Origin of the sequence: Vogesella sp., from assembly GCF_046297735.1 — a bacterium.
Classification (GTDB): Bacteria; Pseudomonadota; Gammaproteobacteria; order Burkholderiales; family Chromobacteriaceae; genus Vogesella; species Vogesella urethralis.
This window is the reverse complement of the sequence record NZ_JBKBHK010000005.1, coordinates 123694-150020: the sequence shown is the minus strand read 5'-3', so window position 1 is coordinate 150020 and position 26327 is coordinate 123694. Positions and strand designations below refer to the sequence as shown.

Sequence of the window (26327 nt, the reverse complement as noted above, 5' to 3'; positions counted from 1 at the left end):
AAAACAAAACCCTGTCTGTGTAGCAGACAGGGTTGGTGTCAGGCAAGGTTGGCCGCCATGGCCGTGCGCGGGCTTAACGGATGTTGACCACCTTGTGCGTCTGTACCGACAGCCGCCACGCCGGGTTGGCCATGCACCAGGCAATGGCGGCACGCGTGTTCTGGCGCTGCAGCGGGCTGTCCATCGGCTGCAGGTACAGGTGGTCGAATTGCAGGTCGGCTGGCAGCTCGCCCGGCAGCAGCGTGGGTTGCGGGTAGACCAGCTTCAGCTCGTGGCCGCTGCGCTGTACCCAGTCGGCGCCGGCTTTGGGGCTGACGCAGATCCAGTCGATGCCGCGCGGCGCCGGCAGGCTGCCGTTGGTTTCCACCGCGACCTCGAAGCCCAGCGCGTGCAGCGCGTCGATCAGCGGCTCGTCCAGCTGCAGTAGCGGCTCGCCACCGGTAAACACCACATAAGGTTGGCCGCCGTTGGCGCCTGCAGGCCAGGTGGCGGCAATGCGCGCGGCTAACTCCGCAGCGGTGGCAAACTTGCCGCCGTCGGGGCCGGTGCCGACAAAGTCGGTATCGCAGAATTGGCAGATGGCTTTGCTGCGGTCTTCTTCGCGCCCGCTCCACAGGTTACAGCCGCTGAAGCGGCAGAACACCGCCGCGCGGCCGGCCTGGCGGCCTTCGCCTTGCAGCGTGTAGAAGATCTCTTTTACGGTGTAGTTCGCCATGCTTGCCCCTTTACAGCAACGGCCACTGCATGTCGCCACGGAAAGTCAGCGACACGCCTTGGTGCGGGGTTTCCATCAGGTCGATGCGCGACAGTTCCGGTACCAGCGGTTTGAGTTCGCCGTGTACCCACTCGGCCACGCTGCCGGCGTCGGCGGCGCGGATGCCGCTGAGCTTGTCCAGCGGGTTGTGGTCCAGCTGGCGGTAGATGGGTTTGAAGCGGTCTTTCACGTCGCCGAAGTCCAGCACCCAGCCCATCACGCGGTCGACACTGCCTTGCAGCATCAGGCGGATCAGGTAGCTGTGGCCGGTGTAGTTGCCGGCGGCGTCGAACGGCACCGCGCTTTCAAAGTGCTGCTCTTTCCAGATGCGGTAGGTATGGCCGTCAAACTGGCTGCCGGCGGTGTGCGTTTCGCGCACCTCCACCCAGGCGAGGCCGGCCAGACGCGGCTGCAGCTGCTGGTACAGCCAGGCTGCCATTACCTCGCTGGTGGGGTTTTCCAGGCCGGGGATGTCGTTCAGGTAGCGGTGGTTCAGCTGCGCAAACAGCGGCGGCCAGGCTTGCAGCAGGATGTCGTTCAGCGACGCATGGCGCGCGTCGGCGACGATGCGCACGCCAAAGCCGTGGCCGTGCAGGCGGCCGCATTTGTGGCCGGGCGGTACGTGCGGCAGCTGGTGTGCGGCTTCGAAACGGGTATCGAAGTACACGTACTCGCGGCCGTCTTCGCCCAGCAGCACGCCACGGTCCGGCGCGCTGGCCAGGTGCAGGCTGCCGGCTTGGCCGCAAGCGGCCAGCAGGTGGCGGGCGAGCGCCAGGTCGCTGGCGTCGGCCAGATGCTGGCTGATATTGCCGTAGTGGAACGGGGCGACCGCTTGTTGCAGAGCGCCTTGCAGCGCGGGCAGGGTGTCTGGCAGCGCGGCCGTGCGCAGCTGCACGCGGAAGCTGTGGCCGTGCTCGCCGATGCCCGGCAGCGTGCGCGCGGCTTCAAAGCCGGCGCCTAGCAGATGGTGACGGCCGTTCATGCCGCACCTCCGGTACGTACCACCAGCGGGTCGGCGACGCCGGCCTCGGCAAAGCCCTTGGCGCGCAGCTCGCACGATGCGCAGCGGCCGCAGGGCGGCACTTCGCCGTTGTAGCAGGTGTGGCTCCAGGCCATGGCGTCCATGGCGCCCACGTCCTGCGCCAGGCGCACGGTGTCGGCCTTGCTCATGAACATCAGCGGCGCGTGCAGGGTAACGCGGCTGTCCATGCCCAGGCGCAGCGCCAGCTCCAGCGCTTTCAGCGTGTTTTCGCGGCAGTCCGGGTAGCCGGAATAATCGGTTTGCGCCACGCCGGTCACCACGTGCTCGATACCGCGGGTGTAGGCCAGCGCGGCGGCAAAGCTGAGGAACACCAGGTTGCGGCCCGGCACGAAGGTATTGGGCAGCGCGGTGTCGGCGTCGTCACGGGCGCCTTCTTCCGGCGCGATGCTGTCGTCGGTCAGCGCGTTGCCGCCGATGGCGGCGAAGGTGTCGATCGGCAGCAGGGTCTGGCGCACGCCGGCCAGCTGGGCGATCTTGCGCGCGCAGTCCAGCTCCACGCGGTGGCGCTGGCCGTAATCGAAGGTGACGGCTTCTACGTTGGCCGCGCCGAATTCGCGCAGGGCCCAGTACAGGCAGGTAGTGGAGTCCTGGCCGCCGGAAAGGACGACGAGGGCTTTGGGTGTCTTGTTCATGGTTCCGTCGAAATACAGTCGAGGTTATTCAGCATAGACGCACACGGGATCGGTCTCACCCGGCGCGAAAAACCGGCCATTATACCGCAGGCCGGTGCTGGCGTGGTGCTGCGGCTGTTGGCTTCAGGGCAGGCGGCGCAGGCAGCGCAGCGCGGCCGGTACCAGCTCGAAGCGCACCGGCGCGTGGCCGGCCAGCTCGCCGTCCAGCTCCAGCGGGCAGCGTGCCGCGTCGCCCTCTACCGTCAGCACGCGACCGCGCAGGTAGCGCACGCGCGGGTCGGCTAGCGGGCGCGCCTGGCGCAGCTGCGGTAGCAGGCGGATGAAGTCCAGGCTGCCGGCGTTGTCGATCAGCACCACTTCCATCAGGCCGTCGTCCAGCTGTGCCTCGGGGGCAATGCCCAGCCCGCTGCCGAAGAAACGCCCGTTAGCCGCCGATACGCAGGTAAAGCGGCCATCGATGCGCTGGCCGTCCAGTGTTAGCTGCATGGCTTGCGGCTGCCAGCGTAACAGCGCGGTGGTGACGGCGCTGTAAAACGCCAGGCTGGCCGGCAGCCGCGCCGGCATGGCCTTGACGCGGCGCACGATGTCGCTGGTAATGCCGATGCTGCCGATGTTGTTGCACCAGCGCACGCTGCCGTCGGCCAGCGTGACGCGGATCAGGTCCAGCGCGTGTACCTGGCCGGCCGCCATCAGCGCCAGCAAGTCCGGCACGCTGTTGCCACTGCCCAGGCTGCGGGCGAAATCATTGCCGGTACCGGTAGGCAACACCGCCAGCGCCACCTGCTGGCGGGCGGCTTCCGGCACGCTCATCAGGCCGTTCACCACCTCGTGCACGGTACCATCGCCGCCGACGGCCACCACCCAGCGCGCGCCGGACAGCGCGGCATCACGGGCATAACGGGTAGCGCTGTCGGCGCTACTGGTGAGCAGCACGTCCACGTCGAAATCGGCACGCAGCGGTGCCAGCAGGGGTTCCGGCAGGCCCTGCGGGCAGTGACGGCCGTGCAGGATGAAAACGATACGGGATGGAGGGGGCATGGTGACGGACAACAGCAACGGTGACAGGCCATTATGCGCAAAAGCCGCGCCGGTGCCCACGGGGCGATCGGGCAGGGTGGGCCGCGCGCCACGCCGGCGGTGTTGCCTGCGCCGGCCACGGGCGGGCTCGGTTACAATGAAGGCCTCCCGTCACCCTGAACGCCGGTATGCTGATCCTCAATCAACGCCAGAAAGACCTGCTTGCCTGGGTAAACCGCGAAGGCTACGTTGCGGTGGAAAAGATGGCCGCCCACTTCCAGGTTACCCATCAGACCATCCGCCGCGACATCACGCTGCTGGCCGATAACCAGCTGCTGCAGCGCTACCACGGTGGCGCCAGCGTGCTGTCCAGCGTGGAAAATGTGGCCTACGACGCCCGCCAGGTGCTGATGGCCGAAGAAAAGCGCCGCATCGCCCGCGCCGTGGCGGCCGAGATCCCCGACAACGCCTCGCTGTTCATCAACCTGGGCACCACCACCGAAGAGGTGGCCCGTGCGCTGTCGCAGCACCGTGGCCTGCGCGTGATCACCAACAACTTCCACATCGCCAACCTGATGTGCGATTACCCCGACTGCGAGGTGCTGGTGGCCGGTGGCGCGCTGCGAAAGCGCGACCGCGGCCTGACCGGCGAAGCCACCGTGCAGTTCATCCGCCAGTTCAAGGTGGACTACGGCATCATCGGCATTTCCTGTATCGAGGCCGACGGCGTGCTGCGCGATTACGATTACCGCGAAGTGCTGACCAGCCAGGCCATCATGCAGCAGTCGCGCCAGGTGTGGCTGGTGGCCGACCATTCCAAGTTCGAGCGCCCGGCGCTGGTGGAGCTGGGCCACGTGTCGCAGCTGGACGCGCTGTTTACCGACCAGCCGGTCAGCGCCGAGCTGCAGGCGGTGCTGGACAAGGGCCAGACGCGGCTGGTGGTGGCCGGCTGATGCTGATCGGCAAACTGGCCGAGCTGACCGGCGCCACCCGTAAAGCCATTCGCCATTACGAGGCCGAGGGCCTGTTGCCCGAGCCGCAACGCCGCGGCAGCTACCGCGTTTACGGCCCGCTGGACGTGCACCTGGTGGGCATGATCCGCCGCGCACAGCGAGTGGGGTTCACGCTGGCCGAGCTGAAAGACCTGGCCGCGCAAAAAGCCGCCAGCGGGCGCTTTCCGCTGCCGGTGGCGCAGACGCTGATCGCCGCCAAACGGCAGCAGTTCGACGCCGAGATTCAGCGGTTGCAGGCGCTGCAGCAGACGCTGGACGCGCTGGAAACCGAACTGGTGGCGCTGTATCAGCGAGAAACAGCCGCCAACGCTTGACCTTGCCCTTAGGGGCAAGCTTTAGGCTGGGGGTCCGATGGATTTCAGGACCCCGCACCATGACTGCTTTGCCTTATTCCCGCATGACCGCGCTGATCAGCGGCGCCTCTTCCGGCATCGGCCGCCACTTTGCCGAACAGTTGGCCGCCCGCGGTTGCCGCCTCATCCTCACTGCCCGCCGCCAGCCCGAACTGCAACAGCTGGCCGCCCAGCTGCACAGCCGTTACGGCAGTCAGGTGCTGGTGCTGCCGGCCGACCTGGCGCAGCCGGGCGCGGTGCCCGATGTGTGCCGCCGTATTGCACAGGCCGGCTGGCAGGTAGACCTGCTGGTGAATAACGCCGGTTTCGGCAAGTGGAGCCATTTCCAGGCGCAAGACGCCGTCGTTTACCAGCAGATGCTGATGCTGAACGTGCTAGCGCTGACCGAGCTGTGTCGGCACTACCTGCCGGCCATGCGCGCGCGAGGCGGTGGCGCCGTCATCAATGTGGCGTCCACCGCCGCCTTCCAGCCTTTGCCTTACATCGCCGTGTACGGCGCCAGCAAAGCCTATGTCTTGCACCTGAGCGAAGCGCTGGCGGCGGAGTACGCCGACAGCGGCGTACGCGTGCTGGGCCTGTGCCCTGGCAATACCGCCACCGCGTTTGCCGACGTGGCTGGCGCTGATGTGTCCGGCATGGCGGCCTCTACGCCGGCGTCGGTGGTGGCCTCGGCCTTGCAGGCGCTGGACAGCGGCCGCCACTACCGGGTGCCCGGTGCGGCCAACTACCTGCTGGCGCAATTGCCGCGCTGGCTGACCCGGCGCCAGGCCACGCGGCTGGTGGCACGCCTGTTTGCCGGCAGGGTGCCGGCGCTAGGGGAGAGCGTTTAGGCGGCGGTCAGGCTGCTGCCTTGTACCGCAGCGTGGCCGCGGTAGCGCGCCAGCCAGGCGTCTACCGCCGCATCGGCGCCGGCCGGCAGGTGCAGGCGCAGCTTGCTGCGGCGCCACAGGATGTCGTCGGCGCAGGTGGCCCATTCTTCTTCTACCAGGTAACGCAGTTCCGCTTCGTACAGACCGGGCTGGATGGCTTCGCCCAGGTCCGCCAGCGACACGGCCGCGCCCAGCACGGTATGCACGCGGCTGCCGTAGGCGCGGGCCAGGCGCTGCGCCAGCGCGGCCGGCAGCCACGGCTTGTCGGCTTGCAGCTGCGCCACGAAGGCGTCGAAATCGCCAGCGGGCAGGTCGCCGCCCGGCAGTGCCTTGCCGGCAGTCCACGTTGGCCGCGTATTGCCCAGCAGCGGCGCCAGCTGGTCCACCACCTGCTCGGCCAGCTTGCGGTAGGTGGTGATCTTGCCGCCGAATACCGACAGCAGCGGCGCGCCGTCGGTATCCAGTTCCAGTGCGTAGTCGCGGGTCACACCGCTGGCGTTGGCCGCGTCGTCGTCCAGCAGCGGGCGCACGCCGGAGTAGGTGGCCACCACGTCGTCCGGGGTGATTTGCTGGGTGAAGTAGCGGTTGCTCATCTGGCACAGATAGGCTACTTCGTCGCTGTCGATGGCCACTTGGGCGGCGTCGCCGTGGTATTCCACGTCGGTGGTGCCGATCAGCGTGAAGTCCTGCTCGTACGGAATGGCAAAGATGATGCGCTTGTCCGGGTTCTGGAAGATGTAGGCGTACGGGTGCTCGAACAGGCGCTTGACGATGATGTGGCTGCCTTTCACCAGGCGGATGGCTTTGCTGGCCGGCGCCTGGATGACGCCGCCCAGCAATTGCTGCACCCACGGGCCGGCAGCGTTCACCACGGCACGGGCGTGTACGGTGGCCTGCTTGCCGTCGGCGCCTTGCAGCGTGGCTTGCCAGCCGTTGCCGTGACGGCGGGCCGCCACACAGGCGGTACGGGTGAGGATGGTGGCGCCGCGTTCGGCAGCGTCGATGGCGTTCAGCACCACCAGCCGCGCGTCGTTGACCCAGCCGTCGGAATACACAAAACCCTGGCGGTAGCTGGCCTGTAATGGCTTGCCCGCGATGTGGCTGCCCAGCTGGATGCTTTCGCTACCCGGCAAGCGGCGGCGGCGCGCCAGGTGGTCGTACAGGAACAGGCCGCAGCGGATCAGCCACGCCGGGCGCTGGGCGGCGTCGTGCGGCATCACGAAGCGTAGCGGCCACATGATGTGCGGCGCGGCGTCCAGCAGCACTTCGCGTTCTTGCAGCGCCTTGCGTACCAGACCGAACTCGTAATACTCCAGATAGCGCAGGCCGCCGTGGATCAGCTTGGTACTGGCCGACGAGGTATGCGCCGCCAGGTCGTCCTTCTCGCACAGCAGCACGCGCAGCCCGCGCCCTGCCGCATCGCGGGCAATGCCCGCGCCGTTGATGCCGCCACCGATCACCAGCAAGTCGTACTGTTCCACCGTTCTGTCCTTTGTGTCACGTTGGCCGCATGCGGCCGCCTGATTGATTTCAGTGTAGAAGATAGTGAAACTGCGACAACAAAGCAACATAAAACGAACATTAAATGTTTGAAAAATGTTTGATGTGTGATTTGAACGAACATGCCGTCTGACAGGGCATGCAAGCGGCTGCGTTGCACTCCGACTACGGGGCCCGATCGGCGATCCGTGTCGTGCTGTAGGCTGGTGTGGCGGGGGCGTGGCCAGACACAGGCGTAAAAAAGCCGCTCCCCGTTGCGGGTGAGCGGCGTGCAGGCGGCGCTTGGGTAGGCAATCAGGCGATACCGTGCGCGACGGCGGCCAGCGTAGCGCCCAGCAGCGAGCCCACTACCGGTACCCAGCTGTAGGACCAGTCGCTGTCGCGCTTGCCTTTGATCGGCAGCAGCGCGTGCATGATGCGTGGCGCCAGGTCGCGGGCCGGGCTCATCGCGTAGCCGGTGGTACCGCCCAGCGACACGCCGATGCCCAGTACCAGCAGTGCCACCGGCAGCGCGTCCATCGCGCCCAGCGAAATCTTGGGCGACACCATGCTGAGGATGGCAAACACCAGTACGAAGGTGGCCAGCACTTCCGACAGCAGGTTGCCGGTGGTGCTGCGGATGGCCGGGCCGGTGCAGAACACCGCCAGCTTGGTGTCGGCGCAGTCGGTGTGGTCGAAGTGGTCGCGGTATACCAGCCACATCAGCAGCGCGCCGGCCATGCCGCCCAGCATCTGCGCCAGGATGTAGCCCGGCGCGTCGGCCCAGGCAAACTTGCCGGCTACCGCCAGCGCCACGGTGACGGCCGGGTTCAGGTGGGCGCCGCTGATGGCGGCCACGCTGAATACGCCGACAAACACTGCCATCGCCCAGCCGAAGGCGATGACGATCAGGCCGCTGTTGTGGCCCTTGGTGTTCTTGAGGATGACGTTGGCGACCACGCCGTTGCCCAGCAGCACCAGCAGGGCGGTACCGATGAATTCACCGAATAAGGGGTTCATGACTCGTTCCTTGCAAAAAAGAGGGACCACCCGCGCCACCATGCAAGCGGGCGCGGGGCAGGTCGGTATAAAGGGAGCGCGCGGCCAACCTCAGGTTGGCCGCAAACAGGCTGGCGGGTGCTTACTGCTGGTCGCCGGCCCAGGCAATGGCGGCGCGGGTGGCGCGGTGCCAGCCGGCCACGTAGCGGGCCACGGTGTCGGGGCTTTGCTGCGGGGCAAAGCGCGTATCCAGCTGCCATTGGCCCTGGATGTCGTCGGTGCTCTGCCAGTAGCCCACGGCGAGGCCAGCCAGGTAGGCGGCGCCCAGGGCGGTGGTTTCGGTGATTTTCGGGCGTGCCACGGCGGTGCCCAGGATGTCGCTCTGGAACTGCATCAGCACGTTGTTGACGCTGGCGCCGCCGTCCACGCGCAGCTCGGCGATGGTGATGCCGGAGTCGGCCTGCATGGCGCCCAGCACGTCCATGGTCTGGAACGCGATGCTGTCTAGCGCGGCGCGGGCAATGTGCGCGGCACTGGTGCCCTGCGTCATGCCCACCAGGGTGCCGCGGGCTTCGGCGTTCCAGTGCGGTGCGCCCAGGCCGGCAAAGGCGGGTACCAGGTACACGCCGTCGCTGTCGGCCACTTGCGCCGCCAGTGGGCCCACGTCGCTGGATTGCTTGATGATGCCCAGGCCGTCACGCAGCCATTTCACCACCGAGCCGCCGATGAAGATGCTGCCTTCCAGCGCGTACTGCACCTTGTCGCCCACTTGCCAGGCGATGGTGGTCAGCAGCTTGTTGTGCGACGGCACCGGTTTGTCGCCGGTGTTCATCATCATGAAGCAGCCGGTGCCGTAGGTGTTTTTCACCATGCCCGGCATGGTGCACTGCTGGCCGAACAGCGCTGCCTGCTGGTCGCCGGCCACGCCGGCGATGGGGATGGCCACGCCCAGATGCGCGGCGTGGGTATGGCCGTACACCTCGCTGGAGCTCTTCACCTGCGGCAGCATGCTGGCCGGAATGCCCAGGATGTCCAGCAGCTCGTCGTCCCACTGCAGGGTGTGGATGTTGTACAGCATGGTGCGCGAGGCGTTGGACACGTCGGTGACGTGCACCTCGCCGTGGGTCAGCTGCCAGATCAGCCAGCTGTCGATGGTGCCGAAGGCCAGCTTGCCGGCCTGCGCGCGTTCACGGGCGCCGGGTACGTTATCCAGAATCCAGCGCACCTTGGTGCCGGAGAAGTAAGCGTCCACCAGCAGGCCGGTCTTGTTGCGGATGGTATCGGCCAGGCCACGGGCACGGATGTCGTCGCAGAAGCCGGCGGTGCGGCGGTCTTGCCACACGATGGCGTTGTACACCGGCTGGCCGGTTTCGCGGTCCCATACCACGGTGGTTTCACGCTGGTTGGTAATGCCGATGGCGGCAATGCGGCTACCCGGCACGCCGGCGCGCGCCAGCGCTTCGGCCGCCACGCCTACCTGGCCGGCCCAGATTTCCATCGGGTCGTGCTCTACCCAGCCGGCTTGCGGGTAGATCTGGCGGAATTCTTTTTGCGCGCTGGCCACCATGTCACCGCTACGGTTGAACAGGATGGCACGCGAGCTGGTGGTGCCCTGGTCGAGGGCGAGAATGAACGTGTCTTGCATGAAGCTCTCCTTGGGCGCGGGCGCCTGTGTTGTCTGTATCTTTTTGTTTGATTGATGTTCGTAAAATGTTGTTTTTGTTTTCGGGTGATTCTAGGCCGCTGGCATCCGCTGTCAATCTCTGCAACGCAAAAAGTGCCATCGCCACCAGCTTTGGCCTGGGCAGTTGTGGTGTAGTTGCCCGGTTACCGCGTGCTGCATGGCAAGGTAAATCGACCAGTATTAGCCGTTTTTTGCCGGTGATAGCCTGCTGCAGCATGGCGGCCAGCAAATGCTGCATTGCATGGCCGGCGCTGTGGGGTTTCGCTTGTGCACAGTGTGTTGTCTTGCCGGGTGTTACCGCAGGATTATGATGTGGAATTTGATGACAATGGCAATAAATGCCCCGCTTTTCGCTAATGCTGCCATTCGGTAACTCGATAATCTTTAATGATTAAACTTACTGCTTTTTATTAGCGATACTGCGTGTTTTTGCTTGCAAACACTTATAATTTGCGGGTAACAGGAGAAAAAAATGCCGATAGATCACACGCACACCATCCTGATGGTGGACGACGACGAGTTCATGCTGGCGTTCATGGAGGAGGCACTGGGGCCGCATTACCCGGTGCGTATTGCCAACCATCCTGAAACCGCGCTCGGCATGATGCGTGCTGCGCCGCCCGCTTTGCTGTTGACCGATGTGCGGATGCCGGGCATGAATGGTTTCGCCTTGTGCGAAGCCGTTAAAGCCGAGCCGGCATTGGCGGATGTGCCCGTGCTGTTTCTATCGGGCCTTGAAGGGGTGGACGAACACGTCAGGGGTTATGAGGTAGGGGGCGAGGATTTCGTCACCAAGCCGGTCGACCCGCAGATTCTGCTAGCCAAGGTGCAGCGCGTGTTGCTGTCGGTGTCAGAGCGCCGCCAGCTGCGCGAACAGGCAGGTTTCGCCAGCAGTACGGCCATGGTGGCGATGAGCAGCATGAGCGAAACCGGCATGCTGCTGGATGCGCTCAAGCAGTTCAATCAGTGCGCCGACTACCCGGCGTTGGGCCAAGCCATGTTGGCCGCACTACAGGCGTTCGAGGTAGAAGGGGTGGTGCAGCTGCTGCCCGCCGATGCGCCCCCGCTGGTATTGAAAAGCCACGGTCAGGCTTCAGAACTGGAGGTGTCAGTGCTGAACCATATGGCCGGGATGGAGCGCATCGTGCAGTTCCGTGACCGGCTGGCCATTACCTACCCGCGCCTGCATTTGATGATCACCAACCTGCCCCTGCACGACGAGGCGCGCTGTGGCCGCCTGCGCGACCATCTGGCAGTGCTGGTCGAGTCTGCCGAAGTGCGGCTGCATGCCTTGCACTTCGAACATCAGTCGCGCCGCCAGGGCGGTGCCATCCGTGACACCGTGGCCCAACTGGGCATGGTATTGAGCGATATCGACCGCATGCAGCGCCAGGGGCGTGCCGACGCCACGCTGCACCTGAACAGCGTGCTTGAGCGCGTGGAAGCCACTTTGTTGAGCATGGGGCTGACCCAGCGTCAAGAAAACCACATCATCACCATGATTAGGGAGGGGTTTGACGAGCTGGCAGTGGGCCGTCTGGCCGAGGAACACTTCCAGAATGCGCTGTCCCGTGCCATCGACGATCTGCAGTCGGTACTGCATGGCGAGACGCAGCAGTCAAGTGCCTGATACCTGCGTGACGTGAAAACGACAACAGGGTTGGCCGCGGCCAACCCTGTTTGCGTTGAGATCGCCGCGCGATGGCTTACGCCAGACGCGCCAGCAGCGCGTGCGCCACGGCTTCGGACGAGGCCGGGTTCTGGCCGGTGATCAGCAGGCCGTCTTCCACCACGAACGGTGCCCAGTCGGCGCCCTTGCGGTACAGGCCGCCCTTGGCTTGCAGCGCGTCTTCCACCAGCAGCGGCACGATGGCGGTGAGCTGCACCGCGTCTTCTTCGCTATTGCTGAAGCCGGTCACTTGCTTGCCGGCCACCAGCGGCGTGCCGTCGGCCGCTTGCGCGTTTACCAGCGCGGCGCTGGCGTGGCACACGGCGGCCAGCGGTTTGCCGGCGGCCACAGTGTCGGCGATCAGGCGCAGCGAAGCGGCGTTGTCCACCAGGTCCCACAGCGGGCCGTGGCCGCCGGGGTAGAACACGGCGTCGTAGTCGGCGGCGTTGACGCTGGCCAGCGGCAGGGTGTCGGCCAGGCGGGCTTGCAGCGCGCTGTCGGCGTCAAAGCGCTGGGTAGCCGGGGTGGCAAATGCCGGGTCGGCGCTTTTCGGGTCGATCGGGGGCTGGCCGCCTTGCGGCGAGGCCAGGGTAATGGCGACGCCGGCGTCGGCCAGCGCGTAGTAGGGGGCAGCAAATTCTTCTACCCAGAAGCCGGTCTTGTGGCCGGTATCACCCAGCTGGTCGTGGCTGGTCAGCACAAACAGTACATTTTTCATGGTGTATCTCGTGGTGGCCTGCGGCCAACCTTGGCCGCAGGCAATCTCATCGTTATGCGCCCGCTGCTGGCAAGCCAGCGCCGGGCGGGGGCTTACTGGCCCAGGGCCGGGTAGTCGGTGTAACCCTCGGCGCCACCGCCGTAGAAGGTTTCCGGGCGCGGCGGGTTCAGCGGCGCGCCGGCGGCCAGGCGCGCCGGCAGGTCGGGGTTGGCGATGAAGCTGCGGCCGAAGGCCACGGCGTCGATCAGGCCGGCGCCGATCAGCTTTTCGGCTTTTTCCAGCGTGTAGCCACCGGCTGCCACGATGGTGCCGGGGTAAACGGCACGCACGCGCTGGCGGAAGTCGTCGCTCCAGGCCGGGCCGCCGGCCCAGTCCGGCTCCGACAGGTGCAGGAAGGCGATGTTGCGCTTGGCGATTTCGCCGATCAGGTACAGCGCCATCTCTTGCTGGTCGGTTTCCGACAGGCCGTTGAACACGCCCAGCGGCGACAGACGGATGCCGACGTGGTCGGCGTCCCATTCGGCGATCACCGCGTCCAGCACTTCCAGCACGATGCGGGCGCGGTTTTCCACGCTGCCGCCGTACTGGTCGGTACGCTGGTTGGCCGCCGGCGACAGGAACTGGTCCAGCAGGTAGCCGTGGGCGCCGTGGATTTCCACCAGGTCGAAGCCGGCGCGGCGCGCGTTGTCGGTGGCGCGGCGGTAGTCTTCGATTAGGTCGGCGATTTCGGCGGTTTCCAGCGCACGTGGGGTGGATACCGGGGCGCGCACCAGTTGGCCGTTTTCGTCACGGATATTGGTGTTGCTGTTGGCCGCAATAGCGGACGGCGCCACCGGGGCTTCGCCGCCCGGCTGCAGGCTGGTGTGCGAGATGCGGCCGGTGTGCCACAGCTGGATGGCGATCTTGCCGCCTTCGGCGTGCACGGCGTCGTTCACGCGCTGCCACATCTGGATCTGCGCTTCGCTGTAGATGCCCGGCGCGCCGGCGTAGCCCTTGGCGGTGGGGGAAATATGGGTGCCTTCGTTGATGATCAGGCCGGCACCGGCGCGCTGGCGGTAGTACGCGATGGCCAGCTCGGTGGGCACGTCGCCCGGCTCGGTGTTGCGCAGGCGGGTCAGCGGTGCCATCAGCACGCGGTTGTTCAGGGTCACGGCGCCCAGGCGCACGGGGGTCAGCAGTTTATCGGCTTGCATGAGGTGTCCTTTGCTTGCGGTTTAGCGGTCGAATCCAAAGCCCTGGGCGCGTGCTACCGGTGCCACTTGCGGGAAGTACACTTGCTGGTAATAGCGGGCAATGCTCTGGCTCCACGGCTCGCCGTCGGCGCGGCCCAGGTTTTGCCAGTGCTGTTGCAGGGTCTGGTCGTAGGCGGCGATGTGGCCGGGCAGGGCGGCGGCGTCGTAACGCTCGTTATGGGCAAACGTCGCCAGCGGCAGGCGCGGCTTCACGGCGCTGTCGTCGGCGCTGTAACCCAGCACCACGCCGGCCAGCGGGAAGGTGAGCTCGGGCAGGCCCAGCAGCGCGATCATGGCGGCCGGGTCGCGGCGGATGCCGCCAATCGGCACCACGCCCAGGCCGGCGGCGCGGGCGGCGGTCATCAGGTTGCCCAGGGTGATGCCGGCGTCCACGGCGGCTACGGCAAAGCCTTCCACGCTGTCGTGGATGACCTGCTCGCTACCGGCGGCGGCCACGCCCAGGCGGGTCTTGTAGAAGTCGGCTACCACGGCGATGAACACCGGCGCCTGTGCAATCCATGGTTGGCCGCCGGCGATCTCGGCAATGCGCGCGCGGCGGGCGGCATCCTGTACCACCACCAGCGATACCTGCTGGCCGTTGATGGAGGTGGGGCCGTGCCAGGCGGCGCGCAGTACCGCGTCCAGCACCTCGGCCGGTACCGGTTTGTCCTGGTAGCTGCGGATACTGCGGTGTTGCTGCATCTGTTCAATCGCGTGGTTCATCACAAGCTCCGAAGAATAAATTATTAGACCAGTCGTCTAGATTGTGCTTCAAAAAAACCGCCTGCCCATGGGCAAACGGTGTGTGTCGTATCAGGCTGCCGGGCGGCAGGGCGCCAGCTGGCCTTCGGTATGCGTCATGGCGGCCTGCAGCGGCAGCAGGCTGTGCTGCGTTTTCTGCATCAGCGCCGCGCCCAGCCACAAGCTGTACAGCGCGTAGGCGGTTTCATCCGGCGGCAGCTGCGGCTTGATGCTGCCGTCGGCCTGGCCGGCGCGAATGCATGCGGCCAACCTGTGCACGATAGCGTCCATGCCCTCGTGCAGCGCCAGGCGCATCGGCTCGGACAGGTCGGACACCTCGGCCGCCAGCTTGACCGCCAGGCAGCTGTGCGCCTCGCAGCGGGCGTGGTTGTCCAGCCATTGCCGAAAGTAAGCCAGTAGCCGGGCACGGCCATCACCCATGCTGACATCAGCCAGCAGCAGGCCGACACGCTCGCGGTACACCGCAAAATAGCGGGTCAGCATGGCCACGCCGAAGTCTTCCTTCGACTTGAAGTAATGGTAAAACGACCCCTTCGGTACCCCGGCTTCGTTCAGCAGTTCGGTCAGGCCCATCGCGGTAAAGCTGCGGCCATGGATCAGCGCCTCGCCGGTGGCCAGGATGTGTTCGCGGGTGTCGGTGTGCAGTCGTTCTCGTGCCATGGGGTGCATGATAGGGCAAATAGACTGGTCAGTCTAGTGGGTGTGGCGGTTTTTTGCGACGAATAAAAAAGACACGCAACCTGACAGGAGATGCCTGCCAACGTCGTAACAGCGCTGTGCCGTAGCAATAATCTGTGCCGGGCTGCCGTATTGTTCGCATCGTGGCGCCGTACTTGGCATGGGGGCATGGCGGTGGGGTAGCGCCGGATTAGTCACGCGATTGACAAAATCGGCAAGCTGCCAAATGATAATCATTGTTATTTAATTGCTTGCGCCGCCATGCCCCACGCCTTGCCACCGCCACGCCTTGCCCAGCAAGACCCCGCCAGCGTTGATGCCCTGTACCGGGCGCATCACGGCTGGCTGGAAGGCTGGTTGCGCGGCAAGCTGGGCCCCAGCCAGGACCACGCGGCCGACCTGGCGCACGATACCTTCGTGCGCGTGCTGCACAAGCAGTTGCTGGCGCCGCTGCATTCCCCGCGGCCGTTTCTGGTAACCATCGCGCGCGGGCTGATGATCGACCTGTTCCGCCGCCAGGACCTGGAGCGCGCCTATCTGGAGGTGCTGGCCAGCCAGCCGGAACCACAAGCGCCGTCGCCGGAGCAGCAAGCGCTGGTGATCGAAACGCTGCTGCAGGTGGATGCTATGCTGGACGGGCTGGGCAGCCGCCCCAAGCAGGCCTTTCTGCTGGCGCAGCTGGACGGCATGAGCTACCCCGACATTGCCCGTACGCTGGGGGTGTCGGTCAGCAGCGTCAAGAACTACATGGTGAAGGCGCTGACCCATTGCCTGGCCTACCAGCTGGCGCAGGACTGAATATGGCGACACTGACCCCGGCTATCTTGCGGCAGGCCGCCGAATGGCACGTGCTGTTCAGTGCGGGCGAGGCCAGCGATGGCGATCGTGCCGCCTGGCAGCAATGGCGTGCGGCCAACCCCTTGCACGAACAGGCCTGGCAGCAGCTGGCCAGCCTGACCGACCGGCTGCAACCGTTGCCGGCGGGCTTGGGCCGCCAGCTGTTGCAGCAGCGGCAAGGGCGGCGGCGTACGCTGCGCCAGTGCGTGCTGCTGCTGGGCTGTCTGGGCGCGGGCTGGCAGGGCTGGCTGCGGCTGCAGCACAGCGTGGTACCGCAGTCGTTTCATGCTGCCGCCGGCCGTCGCCAGCGGGTGACGCTGGCCGATGGCAGCCAGCTGGTGCTGCGTGCCGGGGCGCGGGTGCAGGTGAGCTACGACCAGCAGCGCCGCCTGATCCGGCTGCTGGAAGGGGAGGTGGCCATTACCACCGCCAGCGACCCGCACACGCCGTATCGGCCGCTGCAGGTGGAAACCCGCCACGGCCAGGTGACGGCACTGGGCACGCGCTTCACCGTGGCGCTGGCCGCCGACCGCACCCGCGTGGCGGTACAGCAACACGCGGTGCGCTTGCAGCCGTGGTCGGGGGCGGCCGGCTTGATCCTGCAGGCTGGCGAGCACGGCGAGCTGGGCGAGGAGGCGCAGCGTTTGCCGCTGGCGCCGGACGCCGCCACGCCGGATTGGGTCAGCGGTCGCATCGTGGTGGTCAATGCACGGCTGGGCGACGTGGTCAGGCAGTTGGCGCCGCATTATCCCGGCGCCTTGCTGTGCGACCAGCAAGCAGCGGCCTTGCCGGTATCCGGTGCGTTTTCCGAAGACAACCCGCAAGCCTCGCTGCAGGCCATTACCGCCACCTTGCCGGTGAAGATCGTGCGCCGTGGCCCGTTATGGACGCTGCTGACACTGCGTTGATGCGCGGCGCAAAATTTTTTTGGCAGCGGGGTGTCTGTTTTGCCGCCATCGTTCGGCCTACCAGCATAACGACTGATTCTCATTTGCTGGTGAGCCCATGAAGAACATTACTGCATCGCACGCACTTCCCCGCCTTACACCGTTAAGCCAGGCCTTGCGCCAGCTCAGCTTCGGCCTGTCGGCACTCACCGTGCTGGCCGCGCTCGCCCCGGCCCCCGCCTGGGCCGATACCGCCGCTGCGGCGGCCACGCGCCATACGGTACAGCTGCCCGCCGGCCAGCTGGCCACCACGCTGGCGCGTTACGCGGCCGACGTGGGCGTGATTCTGGCGTTTGACGCGCAATGGCTGGCTGGCCGCCAAAGCCCGGCGCTGAGCGGCCAGTTCACCGTGGCCGAGGGGTTTGCCCGTTTGTTGGCGGCCACGCCTTACCGCGCCGAGCCGGTAGCCGGCCAGCGTTACCAGCTGGTGCTGCGCCCGGCCAATACGGCCGAGGGCGAGCCGGCCACGCTGGCGCCGGTGGTGGTCACCGCACCGCTGCTGCGTACGCCGGAAAAGCTGGACCAGCAAATGCTGCAGCTGCTGCCGGCGGCCAACGGCGACCTCACCAGCCAGCTACGCATCAACCCCAATATCCAGTTTGACGAAGCGCAGCTGTCGTCGGCCACCGGTGGCGAAATCAGCCCGGCCGAAATCAGCATCCACGGCGCCAAACCGTACCAGAACGAGATGCTGGTAGACGGCCTGTCCATTGCCAACGACCTGGACCCGGGCAACAAGATCGTCACCACCAACCCGGAATACATCCCCGGCCAGGCGCAGGCGCTGGCCTACGACAGCAGCCAGCTGTGCAATGCCCGCGTGCTGGACAACAACGTGCCGGCCGAGTACGGCCGCTTCACTGGCGGCGTGGTGGAAGCCGAGCTGTGCCGCGCGCGCAAGACGCTGGGCGGCAGCGTCAGCATTGGCTACACCTCGTCGGCGTGGAGCGAGCAGATCATCGACCCGCGCCGTCAGAGCGCGTTTGAAAAATCGTCCGACGCCGACAACCAGCCGCGTTACCGCAAGTGGACGTACAAGGCCAATGTGGAAGCCCGCCCGAGCGAAGACTGGGGCGTAGTGGTGTCGGCGGTACGGCGCGAATCGGAGATTCCGCTTAAGCGGTTCAAAACCGATAATGAGAGCACCGTAGTCAGCCAAGAGGTCACCCAGACCCGGCGCATGGACTCGCTGGCCATCAAGGCCGATTGGTCGCCCAAAGACAGCCCGCACAGCGGCGACATCACCTTCAGCTACGCGCCGTCGGAGAATGGCTATTTCATCGCCGACGCCAAAGACAGCGATTACCAGATCCGCAGCGGCGGTACGGCTTTATCCGGCCGTCTGGTATCCGAGCTGGGCAAGGTCACGCTGAACCAGCAGCTGTCGCTGATGCAGAACGAACAGTCGCGCCGCAGCGACGTGGACTACTACCGCGCCTGGCGCTGGTCTACCGCCAAGAACTGGGGCGACGCCAGCGAAAGCAACCCCACCAGCCTGGAAGGGGCGTGGGGCGACGTGGACCAGACACTGCGCACCGTCAACTACAAGTTGGCCGCGTCGTTCGACCTGGCCGGCGATGGCGCACTGTCGCACAAGATCGGCACCGGTATCGACCTCAAGCACCAGACCGCCGAGTACCAGCGCCTGAGCACCACCCGCTACTGGCTGACGCCGGCCAACCTGCCTACCAGCGGCGCCATGGCGTCGTGCCAGTATGCCGACGGCAGCGTGGACACCGAGGGTTGCTCGGCCACCGCCACCCTGGCGCAGGGGCGCGGCCAGTACTTCCGCCGCCTCATTACCTACCAGGCCGGCGGTGCCGAGATGGAAGCGCTGAGCAGCGCTGCCTACATCGACGACCAGATGCGCTGGCAAGACTGGCAGCTGCGCCTGGGCCTGCGTGCCGACCACGACACGCTGACGCGCGACCTTAACCTGGCACCGCGCAGCAGCCTGACCTGGCAGGCCGCGCCCGGCCTGTCGCTGAACGCCGGCGCCAACCGCTACTACGGCCGCTCGCTGCTGGCCTACGCGCTGCAAGACAAGATCCGCACCCTGCAGTACACGCAAACCCGTACCACCAGTTCGCTGGTGTGGAGCGACCCGGTGCAGTCCAAGACCGCCAACCGCCTGTCCGACATCGACAGCCCGTACGACGATGAAGCCACGCTAGGCGTCAGCTGGGAGCCGGACTGGGCCGGCGGCCCGTTCGACGTGCGGCTGACCCGTCGCGACGGCAAGCAGCAGATCGTCAAGCGCCTGGTCACCGGGCAGACCGAGTGTGCGTCGAACCAGTGTTACGTGTATACCAACCAGGGCAGCAGCCAGACCCGCGACTTCACGCTGAGCTGGACCGGCCGTACCCCGTGGCGGCTGGGCAATAGCCGCACCAGCTTCTGGCTGGCGTTCAACAACAGCGACGTGCGGAGCAACTATTCCAGCTACGCCGACACCTACAGCAGCGACAAGGCCGCCGACGAGATCATCCAGTACGACGGCCAGTTCATCCGCTACAGCGACATGCCGGCCGACAACTACAACCGGCCGTGGACGCTGCGTCTGGGCGCCATCACTACGCTGCCGGCCTACAACCTCAGCATCAGCAACCTGCTGCGCATCCGCGACGGCTACCAGCAGATGCTGCAGGACGGTACTACCACCTACGAAGGCAGCACCGTGGACGTATGGCGCAAGACCGCGCTGCCGCGTTCGCTGACGCTGGATACCGTCATCGCATGGAACCCGCGCATCAGCGGCAGCCAGCGTGCGCAGGTGAAGCTGAGCATCGAGAACGTCACCAACCGCAAGAACATGCTCAGCGTCAGCGACAGCTACGCCACCTACGAGCGTGGCCGTACTTTCACCCTGGAGCTGGGCTACCAGTTCTGACCCCCAGTGGGGCGGCGCCTGCCGCCCCCGTTCCTGTCCGAGGTTTTTCGTGAAGCATCTTGTTACCCTGGCGCGCCGGCTTTGCCTGCTGGCCGCCTGTGGCGTGGCGGGCCTGCTGCCTGCCCACGCCGCCGCCGAACCGGCGGAACCGTTCCGCTGGAACCCGGCCATCCAGCGCGGCACGCTGCCCAATGGCCTGCGTTATTTCATCGTGCCGGCCAGCAAACCGGCAGACACGCTGGGCATCCAGCTGCTGGTGCACGCCGGCTCGCTGGAAGAAGACGAACAGCAGTCCGGCGTGGCGCATCTGGTGGAGCACATGGTGTTCCACGAAAGCCGCGACGTGCCGGAAGGCATTGCGCGGCGCATGGCCGCCATGGGCTGGCGCCCTGGCGTGCAGTACAACGCGGTGACCAATTACGAGCGCACGCTGTACATGCTCAACCTGTCCGGCAAGGCGCAGCTGGCGCAATGGGACCAAGGCCTGTTCCTGTTGTCGCAGATCGCCGGCCACGCCCTTATCCGCGACACTAGCCTGGCGCAGGAGCGCCGCGTGGTACTGGAAGAGTGGCGCGGCAAGCTCAGCGTGCGCGAACGCATGGAACAGCAGCGCCGCTTGCTGCTGCGCGACGGCGGCCTGCAGCCGTTGCGGCCAACCATCGGCACCGAGCGCAGCATCCGCACCCAGCCGGCGGCCAGCCTGCAGCGCTTTTACCAGCGCTGGTACCAACCCAACAATATGGCGCTGTTGGTGGTGGGCGCTGTCGATGTGGCGCAGATGGAAGCGCGCATCCGCCACTGGTTTGCCGAGCGGCCGGCGGCGGTACTGCCGCTGCGTGCCGACCGCAACCCGGTGCTGGGCAACACCTTGCGCACCGGCCGCCTGCAAGACGCCGACAACCGCAGCAGCCAGGTAGGCTGGGTGCTGCGCAGCCGCAGCAATCTGGCGCAGGACAGCGCCGGCTTCCGCGTCCGCCTGCTGGACAACCTGGCCGAAAAACTGCTGAAGCAGGAGTTGGTGCGTTACCAGCCGCTGCGGCCAACAGGCGTGCGCAGCGTGGTGGCGCGCAAAGGCTTTATCGGCGGTACCACCTTTACGCTGGGCTTTGCCGCCACGGTAGAGCCCAACGCGCACCGCGCCGGCATGCAGTACCTGCTGCAGCTGCAGCACCTGCTGTTGGCGCAAGCGCCGGACGAGGCCAAGCTCACCGCGCTGCGTGAAGACTTGCTGGCAGTGGCACGTCGCACGCCGCACAGCAGTGCCGGCTGGGACGCACAAAAGTGGCTGCAAGAGCTGCAAAACGCCATCGCCGACGAACGCGTGCTGCAAGACCCGGCGCAGAAAGGGCCGATGGCGGAAGCCATTGTGGCCGGCATCCGCAACGAAGACGTTATCGCCCACCTGCGCGGCTGGCTGCAAAGCCCCGACCGCCTGCTGTTCATGCTGGCACCCGGCCTGAAACCGGTACCGCTGCCGACGCCGCAGCAGGTGCTGGCCCTGCAGGCTGATATTGCCGCCAAACCCTTGCCAGCCGTACCGCAGCCGCCGGTGCCGGCCCCCGTGCCGCTGCCCGAACTGCCGCCGGCGCTGCCGGCCGCTAGCAGCACGCTGCTGTGGCGCGACGAGGCGCAGCAAGTGGCGATGTGGCAACTGGCCAACGGCGACCGCCTGGTGTGGCAGTACCGCGCCAACCAGGACGGCAAGCTGCGCTACGTGGCGGAATCGGGCGCCGGCTACCGGCTGCCAGGTGCTGCCGGCTGGCAGTGGCAACTGGCCGCCCAGTTGGCCGCCGCCAGCGGCCCGGCCGGCTGGCAGGCCGCCCAGCTGCGCCGCTGGGAGCAACACCAGAGCCTGGGGCTGTCGCAAGCGCAAACCACCCAGCGCCTGACGCAAAGCGCCAGCGTTCCCGCCGACAAGCTGGCCACGTTGTGGCATTACTACCAGGCGCGCCAGCTGCACGCCGGCATCGACCCGGCGCTGCTGCGCCTGCAGCAAAACAGCCTGGGCCGCGACAGCAGCGCCGCCAGCCAGGCCTACGCCGCGCTGGACAAGCTGCGCTACCCGCTGACCGCCGCCGATCAGGCACCCACCCCGGCCGAGCTGCGCCGCCAGACCCCGGCCGCCTTGCTGGCGCTGTGGCAGCAACTGGTGGCACGCCCGGTTACCCACTACCTCAGCGGCGACGCCCGCGAGGCCGACGTGCTGGCAGCGGCCAACCTTTATCTGGCGCCGATACCGCGCCGCGCAAACGCCGTCACCGCCAGCGCGCTGCTGCCGCTGCCGGGCTTTTTTGAAAGCCGGCACGCCATCGCGCGCGAACCGGTAGCGCGGGTGCAGGCCTACGGCAGCGTGCCAATGGCGTGGCAGGGCGAGCGTGCGCTGCAGGTGGCTACGCTGGGGCGGGCACTGCACGCCGCCATGCGCCGTTCGCTGCGCGAAGAGGCGGCCGGTGTGTACAGCGTGCAGTTCAGCCTGAAGCTCAACCCCGACACCGACCGCCTGGAAAGCGAATGGCAGTTCAGTACCGACCCGGCGCGGCTGGACGAGCTGCTGCTGCGCGTGCGCGCCATCCTGGCGCAGCCGGCGGCGGTGCTGGACGACGCCATGCTGCAACCGGCGCTGGAATACGGCCGGCAACAAGCCGCCGCCCGCCAGGCGGACGACGACAGCCGCTTCAACCGCCTGCAACTGAGCATCCGCCACGGCGGCGACACCCGTTACCTGAGCCGTAGCGCCGAACTGGCCGCCACGCTGGACGCGGCCAGCGTGCGCGCGCTGGCCAGCGGGCTGCAACTGGACCGCAACCTGGCCCTGTTGCTGACCCTGCCCGAGCCCAAACTGATGGAGACCCAACCTTGAATACCCTGCGTCAATTCTGGCAACTGGCCGCCCCGTACTGGCGCTCGCGCCACAACTGGCAAGCCTGGCTGCTGCTGCTGGCCATCCTCGGCATGGGCCTGATCCTGGTGCAGATGAATGTGTGGCTCAATTTCTGGAACAAGGACTTCTACGACGCGCTGGGCGCGCTGGATACACCGCGCATCTACCCGCTGCTGGGCCGTTACTGCCTGCTGATCAGCGCCGCCGTGGTGGTGGCGGTGGCGCTGGACTGGGTGCGCAAGCTGCTGATCCTGCGCTGGCGCGAAGCGATGACGCGCCAGCTGGTAGACGCCTGGCTGGCCGAGCGCGCCTTTTACCGCCTGGGCCTGCACGGCGAGCCGGACAACCCCGACCAGCGTATTGCCGAAGACGTGAACCTGCTGGTGACCGACAGCATCGACCTGTTGCGCTCGCTGGTGTCGGCGGTGGCCAAGCTGCTGTCGTTCGTGTTCATCCTGTGGCAGCTGTCCAGCAACCTGACGCTGCCGTGGGGCGACGGCCAACTGGTGGTGCCCGGCTACCTGCTGTGGTTTGCGCTGGGCTACGCGCTGTTCGGCGCGCTGCTGACGCACTGGATCGGCAATGAACTGACGCGGCTGAACGTGCAGCAGCAACAGCGCGAGGCCGACCTGCGCAGCACGTTGCGCCACCAGCGCGAACACGCCGAGCAGATTGCGCTGTACGGCGGCGAGCCGTGGGCGCGGCGCCATGTGGCCGACGACTTTGCCGGCGTGGCGGCCAACTGGTACCGCATGATGCAGCGCGAGCGCAATCTGGGCCTGTTCAGCACCAGCTACAACTACATCAACAGCATGGTGCCGCTGTTTGCCGCGCTGCCGGCGTTTTTGTCCAAGTCGCTGACGCTGGGCGGGCTGATGCAGGTGAACTCCGCTTTCATGCAGGTGAGCAATGCGCTGAGCTGGTTTGTACGTGCCTACGACGAGCTGGCGCGCTGGTCGGCGTCGGTGCAGCGTTTGCACCAGTTTGTCAGCAGCCTGGACAGCGCGCGCCAGCTGGCACCGCCGGCGGCCACCACCACCACACCCGCCGCCGGCTTGCAGCTGCAGCAGCTGCAAGTGTGCTACCCGGATGGCCGCCCGATGCTGCAGCCGCTCAGCCATCGCGTTGCTGCCGCGCAGTGGGTGCGCCTGGACGGCCCCAGCGGGCTGGGCAAATCCACGTTGATCCGCACCTTGGCCGGCATCTGGCCGTTTTACCAGGGCAGCCACAGCCTGCAGCACGACGTGTTGATCCTGCCGCAGCAGCCGTATCTGTTCCGTAGCAGCCTGGCGCAGCTGCTGAGCTACCCGGCACTGCAACCGTACCCGGAGCCGGAACTGCGCGACGGCCTGGCCGCGGTGGGGCTGGCGGCCTTGGCCGGCCGTCTGCACGAGGTGGCAGATTGGGGGCGGGTGTTGTCCGGCGGCGAACAGCAACGCGTGTCCTTGCTGCGCGCCATGCTGCAGCAACCGTCGCTGCTGATTCTGGACGAAGCCACCAACCAGCTGGACGAAGCCTCGGCCTTGCTCTGCCTGCGCGCGCTGCGCCAGGCCTTGCCGGGCAGCACGGTACTGGCGGTGACGCACCAGCCGGTGCTGCACATGCTGTTTGACGAGGTGGTGGCGCTGGCGCGCCATGACGAGGGCGCAGCGTTGGCGCCGGCGCCCAGGGTTGGCCGCAGCCTGGTGCTGTAGCGCTAGCCGGCCTTGCGCGGCGGCCGGGTTACAGGAAGCCGCCGCCCAGCAGGTCGTGGCTGTCCAGCAGCTGGTAGCAGAGCGACGGGTGGCGCTCCAGGCAGCGCCGCACCGCCGCCGCCACGTTCTGCCGCGTCTTGCGGCACAGGCCGGGGTGGGCGGCCAGCTGCACCACGATGCCGCGCACGGTGCGCACTTCGTTGGGGCCGGGCGCCAGCTGCAGCGTCAGCCCCAGCTGCTGTTGCAGCCGTTCGCCCACGCGCAGCAGCTGCGGGTAGCTGTCGATGGCGTCGATGTGGGCAATCAGCTTTTTCTCTTCCGCCTGCGTCAGCCGCAGCACACGCAAGTCGGCTTGCGGGTTGGCTGCAAGGTCTGCCAGCCCGCAATTGCACAGGGCTGGCGGGCAGTGGTGGCGCAGGCTGAGGGCGGTGGCAAGGTCCGGCATGGCGGGCTCCGTGGGCGGCTGCCTGCATTATGGACAAGCGGCCCGCGGCTGCGCCAGTCAGCCGGCGTAGCGGGCAAACAGCGCGGCAATATCCACTCGTGCTTGTAACCGTGCGGCCAACAGGTACAGCCCGGCCACCTTGCGGTGCAGGAATAGCGCGTCCACCGGCGGCGTGTGCCAGGCGTCGCGCTCGTGGCGCATGGCCCAGCCGGCGTCGCGCATGCGGGCCGCTAGCGTACTGCTGCCGAAGTCGTAAGCGCCGGTGTGGCGCAGTGGCTCGCAGGCCAGCAGGAAAATGGCCATCACCTCGTCGTAATGGCGGGCCGACACCTGCTGCGGAAAGTAGCCCAGAGCGGTAGCCGCCTCGCCCAGCGCCTGCCGGTCTTGCGCCTGTGCGGCCAACAGCAGGCGGCGGTAGTGCTGCACGTTGTCGGCACCCAGCCGGCGCGTGGCGCCGAAATCCAGCAGCACCAGCTGGCCGCTGGCCGGCTGGTAGCGGTAGTTGGCAAAGTTGGGGTCGCTTTGCAGGCAGGCAAAGTTGAAGATCTCGCGCAGCAGCAGGTCGAACAGCAGGGTGGCGATGCGGTCGCGCTCGGCTTGCGGCGCCTGTTGCAGCGTGGTGATCGGCACGCTGTCGATGAAATCCATCGCCAGGATGCGCGGCGTGCACAGCTCGGGTACGGCTTGCGGCAGCAACAGGTCGGCGTTACCGGCCAGCAGCTGGCGGTAGTGCTGCAGGTTGGCCGCTTCCTGCTGGTAGTCGGCCTCCTGGTGCAGCTGGCGCTTGGCTTCGGTCAGCAGGGTGTCGAGGTCGAAACCCGGCGGCAGCAGGCCGCTCAGCCGTAGCAGGCTGGCCACATTATCTACATCGCTGTCGATACTGCGCGCCACGCCGGGGTACTGCACCTTGATGGCCAGCGTTTCGCCGCTGGCCAGCTCGGCGCGGTGCACCTGGCCGATGGAGGCAGCGGCCACTGGCTGGAAGGAAAAGCGTTTGAAGCGCGTTTGCCAGTCGTCGCCCCATTCCTGTTCCAGCACGTCAGCCAGTTGGCTTAGCGGCATGGTGTGCGCGTCTTCGCGCAGTGTGGCCAGGATATCGCGCAGCGCGGGCGGCACCAGGTCGCCGGCGTCCATCGACAGCAACTGGCCCATCTTCATCGCCGCGCCGCGCATTTGCGACAGCTGGTGGGCAAAGCGGGCGGCGTTGGCCGGCGTCAGCAGCAGGTCTTGCCATTGCGGGCGCTGGCCGCTAGCCAGCCGGCGCGCGCCTTCGGCCACCATGCCGCCGGCAATGCCGCCTGCTAGGCTGCCAAGGCGCGCCAGCCGCGACAGGCGGCCAACCGGTACTGGGCGGGATTTTGCGTTGTCAGTCATGCGGCGGGGGCAGGGCGGGTTGGCTGCCGGGGCGCGGATGGTCGGCCAGCGGGTAGGCGTCGGCTACGTAGGCCGGGCCTTTCATGATGCGCACAATCCACGCGCCCAGAGCCACGGTAAACACCACCGTCCACAGCAGGATCAGCCAGCTGATGGCCAGGATATCCACCATGGCGCTTTGTTGCGGGGTGAGGCTGCCCGGCCACAGCCACACTTGCAGTCGCCACAGGCACAGCGGGCTGGCCAGCAGCAGCGTGCCGTACACCAGGCAGCGTGGTGCCAGCGCCAGTAGCCGGCTTTCCAGCCCGGCCGGGCTGCGCTGAAAACCGGCCAGTTTGTTGAAGTAGCGGCTCATGGT

The 26327-nt window shown here is 66.8% G+C and carries 23 protein-coding genes and 1 pseudogene; 9 read left to right on the top strand and 15 right to left on the bottom strand.

What is annotated here, in order from left to right; genetic code table 11:
• Positions 1–73 precede the first annotated feature (73 nt).
• From queE to ACK4FZ_RS08165, 5 genes and pseudogenes are all read right to left on the bottom strand, one after another.
• A complete protein-coding gene (gene queE / locus ACK4FZ_RS08185) occupies positions 74–715 on the bottom strand; it encodes a 7-carboxy-7-deazaguanine synthase (RefSeq protein ID WP_144371226.1) in 642 nt (213 codons plus the stop codon).
• 10 nt (positions 716–725) lie between these two features.
• Positions 726–1052, bottom strand: a complete 327-nt coding sequence (locus tag ACK4FZ_RS08180; RefSeq protein WP_276607768.1) for a 6-carboxytetrahydropterin synthase — start codon at positions 1050–1052, stop codon at positions 726–728.
• Positions 1053–1094: 42 nt separating this feature from the next.
• Positions 1095–1421, bottom strand: a pseudogene (locus ACK4FZ_RS08175) (6-pyruvoyl trahydropterin synthase family protein); the annotation flags it as partial.
• Positions 1422–1732: 311 nt separating this feature from the next.
• A complete protein-coding gene (gene queC / locus ACK4FZ_RS08170; RefSeq protein WP_409819708.1) occupies positions 1733–2428 on the bottom strand; it encodes a 7-cyano-7-deazaguanine synthase QueC in 696 nt (231 codons plus the stop codon).
• Between the two features lie 123 nt (positions 2429–2551).
• Complete coding sequence (locus tag ACK4FZ_RS08165; protein ID WP_409819706.1) at positions 2552–3466, bottom strand: diacylglycerol/lipid kinase family protein; 915 nt, start codon at positions 3464–3466, stop codon at positions 2552–2554.
• Between the two features lie 170 nt (positions 3467–3636).
• On the opposite strand from ACK4FZ_RS08165, the gene ACK4FZ_RS08160 reads away from it, so the two are divergent.
• The 3 genes from ACK4FZ_RS08160 to ACK4FZ_RS08150 are packed head-to-tail and all read left to right on the top strand — an operon-like array spanning position 3637 to position 5641.
• Positions 3637–4398 (top strand): DeoR/GlpR family DNA-binding transcription regulator, encoded by a 762-nt coding sequence (locus tag ACK4FZ_RS08160; protein ID WP_206210935.1) that lies wholly within the window; start codon positions 3637–3639, stop codon positions 4396–4398.
• Positions 4398–4772, top strand: coding sequence for a MerR family transcriptional regulator (locus tag ACK4FZ_RS08155; protein ID WP_409819704.1), 375 nt, complete (start codon positions 4398–4400; stop codon positions 4770–4772). The genes ACK4FZ_RS08160 and ACK4FZ_RS08155 overlap by 1 nt, the downstream gene beginning before the upstream one ends.
• A gap of 59 nt (positions 4773–4831) precedes the next feature.
• Entirely contained in the window at positions 4832–5641 is an 810-nt protein-coding gene (locus ACK4FZ_RS08150; RefSeq protein ID WP_409819702.1) for an SDR family NAD(P)-dependent oxidoreductase, read from the top strand.
• On the opposite strand, the gene glpD is transcribed toward ACK4FZ_RS08150, so the two are convergent.
• The 3 genes from glpD to glpK form a co-directional block, all read right to left on the bottom strand.
• A complete protein-coding gene (gene glpD / locus ACK4FZ_RS08145) occupies positions 5638–7161 on the bottom strand; it encodes a glycerol-3-phosphate dehydrogenase (RefSeq protein ID WP_409819699.1) in 1524 nt (507 codons plus the stop codon). The two genes, ACK4FZ_RS08150 and glpD, sit on opposite strands and share 4 nt — an antisense overlap.
• A gap of 313 nt (positions 7162–7474) precedes the next feature.
• The gene (locus tag ACK4FZ_RS08140; RefSeq protein ID WP_017507211.1) at positions 7475–8179 is read right to left on the bottom strand and encodes an MIP/aquaporin family protein; all 705 of its coding nucleotides are present in this window, start codon (positions 8177–8179) and stop codon (positions 7475–7477) included.
• Between the two features lie 121 nt (positions 8180–8300).
• A complete protein-coding gene (gene glpK / locus ACK4FZ_RS08135) occupies positions 8301–9803 on the bottom strand; it encodes a glycerol kinase GlpK (protein WP_409819697.1) in 1503 nt (500 codons plus the stop codon).
• 511 nt (positions 9804–10314) lie between these two features.
• Here glpK and ACK4FZ_RS08130 point away from each other — a divergent pair.
• On the top strand, positions 10315–11472 hold the full coding sequence (locus ACK4FZ_RS08130; RefSeq protein WP_409819694.1) for a two-component system response regulator: 1158 nt from the start codon (positions 10315–10317) through the stop codon (positions 11470–11472).
• 76 nt (positions 11473–11548) lie between these two features.
• Here ACK4FZ_RS08130 and ACK4FZ_RS08125 read toward each other — a convergent pair whose 3' ends face one another.
• The 4 genes from ACK4FZ_RS08125 to ACK4FZ_RS08110 form a co-directional block, all read right to left on the bottom strand.
• A complete protein-coding gene (locus ACK4FZ_RS08125) occupies positions 11549–12229 on the bottom strand; it encodes a type 1 glutamine amidotransferase domain-containing protein (protein ID WP_409819692.1) in 681 nt (226 codons plus the stop codon).
• A 92-nt stretch (positions 12230–12321) separates the two neighbouring features.
• On the bottom strand, positions 12322–13422 hold the full coding sequence (locus ACK4FZ_RS08120) for an alkene reductase (protein WP_144371213.1): 1101 nt from the start codon (positions 13420–13422) through the stop codon (positions 12322–12324).
• 21 nt (positions 13423–13443) lie between these two features.
• On the bottom strand, positions 13444–14184 hold the full coding sequence (locus tag ACK4FZ_RS08115; RefSeq protein WP_409819690.1) for an NADPH-dependent oxidoreductase: 741 nt from the start codon (positions 14182–14184) through the stop codon (positions 13444–13446).
• A 90-nt stretch (positions 14185–14274) separates the two neighbouring features.
• Complete coding sequence (locus tag ACK4FZ_RS08110) at positions 14275–14883, bottom strand: TetR/AcrR family transcriptional regulator (protein WP_409819688.1); 609 nt, start codon at positions 14881–14883, stop codon at positions 14275–14277.
• 279 nt (positions 14884–15162) lie between these two features.
• Between ACK4FZ_RS08110 and ACK4FZ_RS08105 the strand changes: the two genes are divergently transcribed.
• The 5 genes from ACK4FZ_RS08105 to ACK4FZ_RS08085 all read left to right on the top strand — a co-directional run bounded on the left by ACK4FZ_RS08105 (position 15163) and on the right by ACK4FZ_RS08085 (position 24150).
• On the top strand, positions 15163–15699 hold the full coding sequence (locus tag ACK4FZ_RS08105) for a sigma-70 family RNA polymerase sigma factor (RefSeq protein ID WP_409819686.1): 537 nt from the start codon (positions 15163–15165) through the stop codon (positions 15697–15699).
• A gap of 2 nt (positions 15700–15701) precedes the next feature.
• Positions 15702–16646, top strand: coding sequence for a FecR domain-containing protein (locus ACK4FZ_RS08100; protein WP_409819684.1), 945 nt, complete (start codon positions 15702–15704; stop codon positions 16644–16646).
• Positions 16647–16743: 97 nt separating this feature from the next.
• Positions 16744–19575, top strand: a complete 2832-nt coding sequence (locus ACK4FZ_RS08095) for a hypothetical protein (RefSeq protein WP_409819681.1) — start codon at positions 16744–16746, stop codon at positions 19573–19575.
• A gap of 49 nt (positions 19576–19624) precedes the next feature.
• Positions 19625–22435, top strand: a complete 2811-nt coding sequence (locus ACK4FZ_RS08090; RefSeq protein WP_409819679.1) for an insulinase family protein — start codon at positions 19625–19627, stop codon at positions 22433–22435.
• Positions 22432–24150: an ABC transporter ATP-binding protein/permease gene (locus ACK4FZ_RS08085; protein WP_409819677.1), complete on the top strand. Its 1719-nt coding sequence runs from the start codon at positions 22432–22434 to the stop codon at positions 24148–24150. Before ACK4FZ_RS08090 ends, ACK4FZ_RS08085 begins: the two co-directional genes overlap by 4 nt.
• A gap of 28 nt (positions 24151–24178) precedes the next feature.
• Here ACK4FZ_RS08085 and ACK4FZ_RS08080 read toward each other — a convergent pair whose 3' ends face one another.
• The 3 genes from ACK4FZ_RS08080 to ACK4FZ_RS08070 are packed head-to-tail and all read right to left on the bottom strand — an operon-like array spanning position 24179 to position 26324.
• A complete protein-coding gene (locus tag ACK4FZ_RS08080; protein ID WP_409819675.1) occupies positions 24179–24595 on the bottom strand; it encodes a hypothetical protein in 417 nt (138 codons plus the stop codon).
• 57 nt (positions 24596–24652) lie between these two features.
• Positions 24653–25969: an ABC1 kinase family protein gene (locus ACK4FZ_RS08075; RefSeq protein ID WP_409819673.1), complete on the bottom strand. Its 1317-nt coding sequence runs from the start codon at positions 25967–25969 to the stop codon at positions 24653–24655.
• Positions 25962–26324, bottom strand: coding sequence for a hypothetical protein (locus ACK4FZ_RS08070; protein ID WP_409819671.1), 363 nt, complete (start codon positions 26322–26324; stop codon positions 25962–25964). Before ACK4FZ_RS08070 ends, ACK4FZ_RS08075 begins: the two co-directional genes overlap by 8 nt.
• Positions 26325–26327 lie beyond the last annotated feature (3 nt).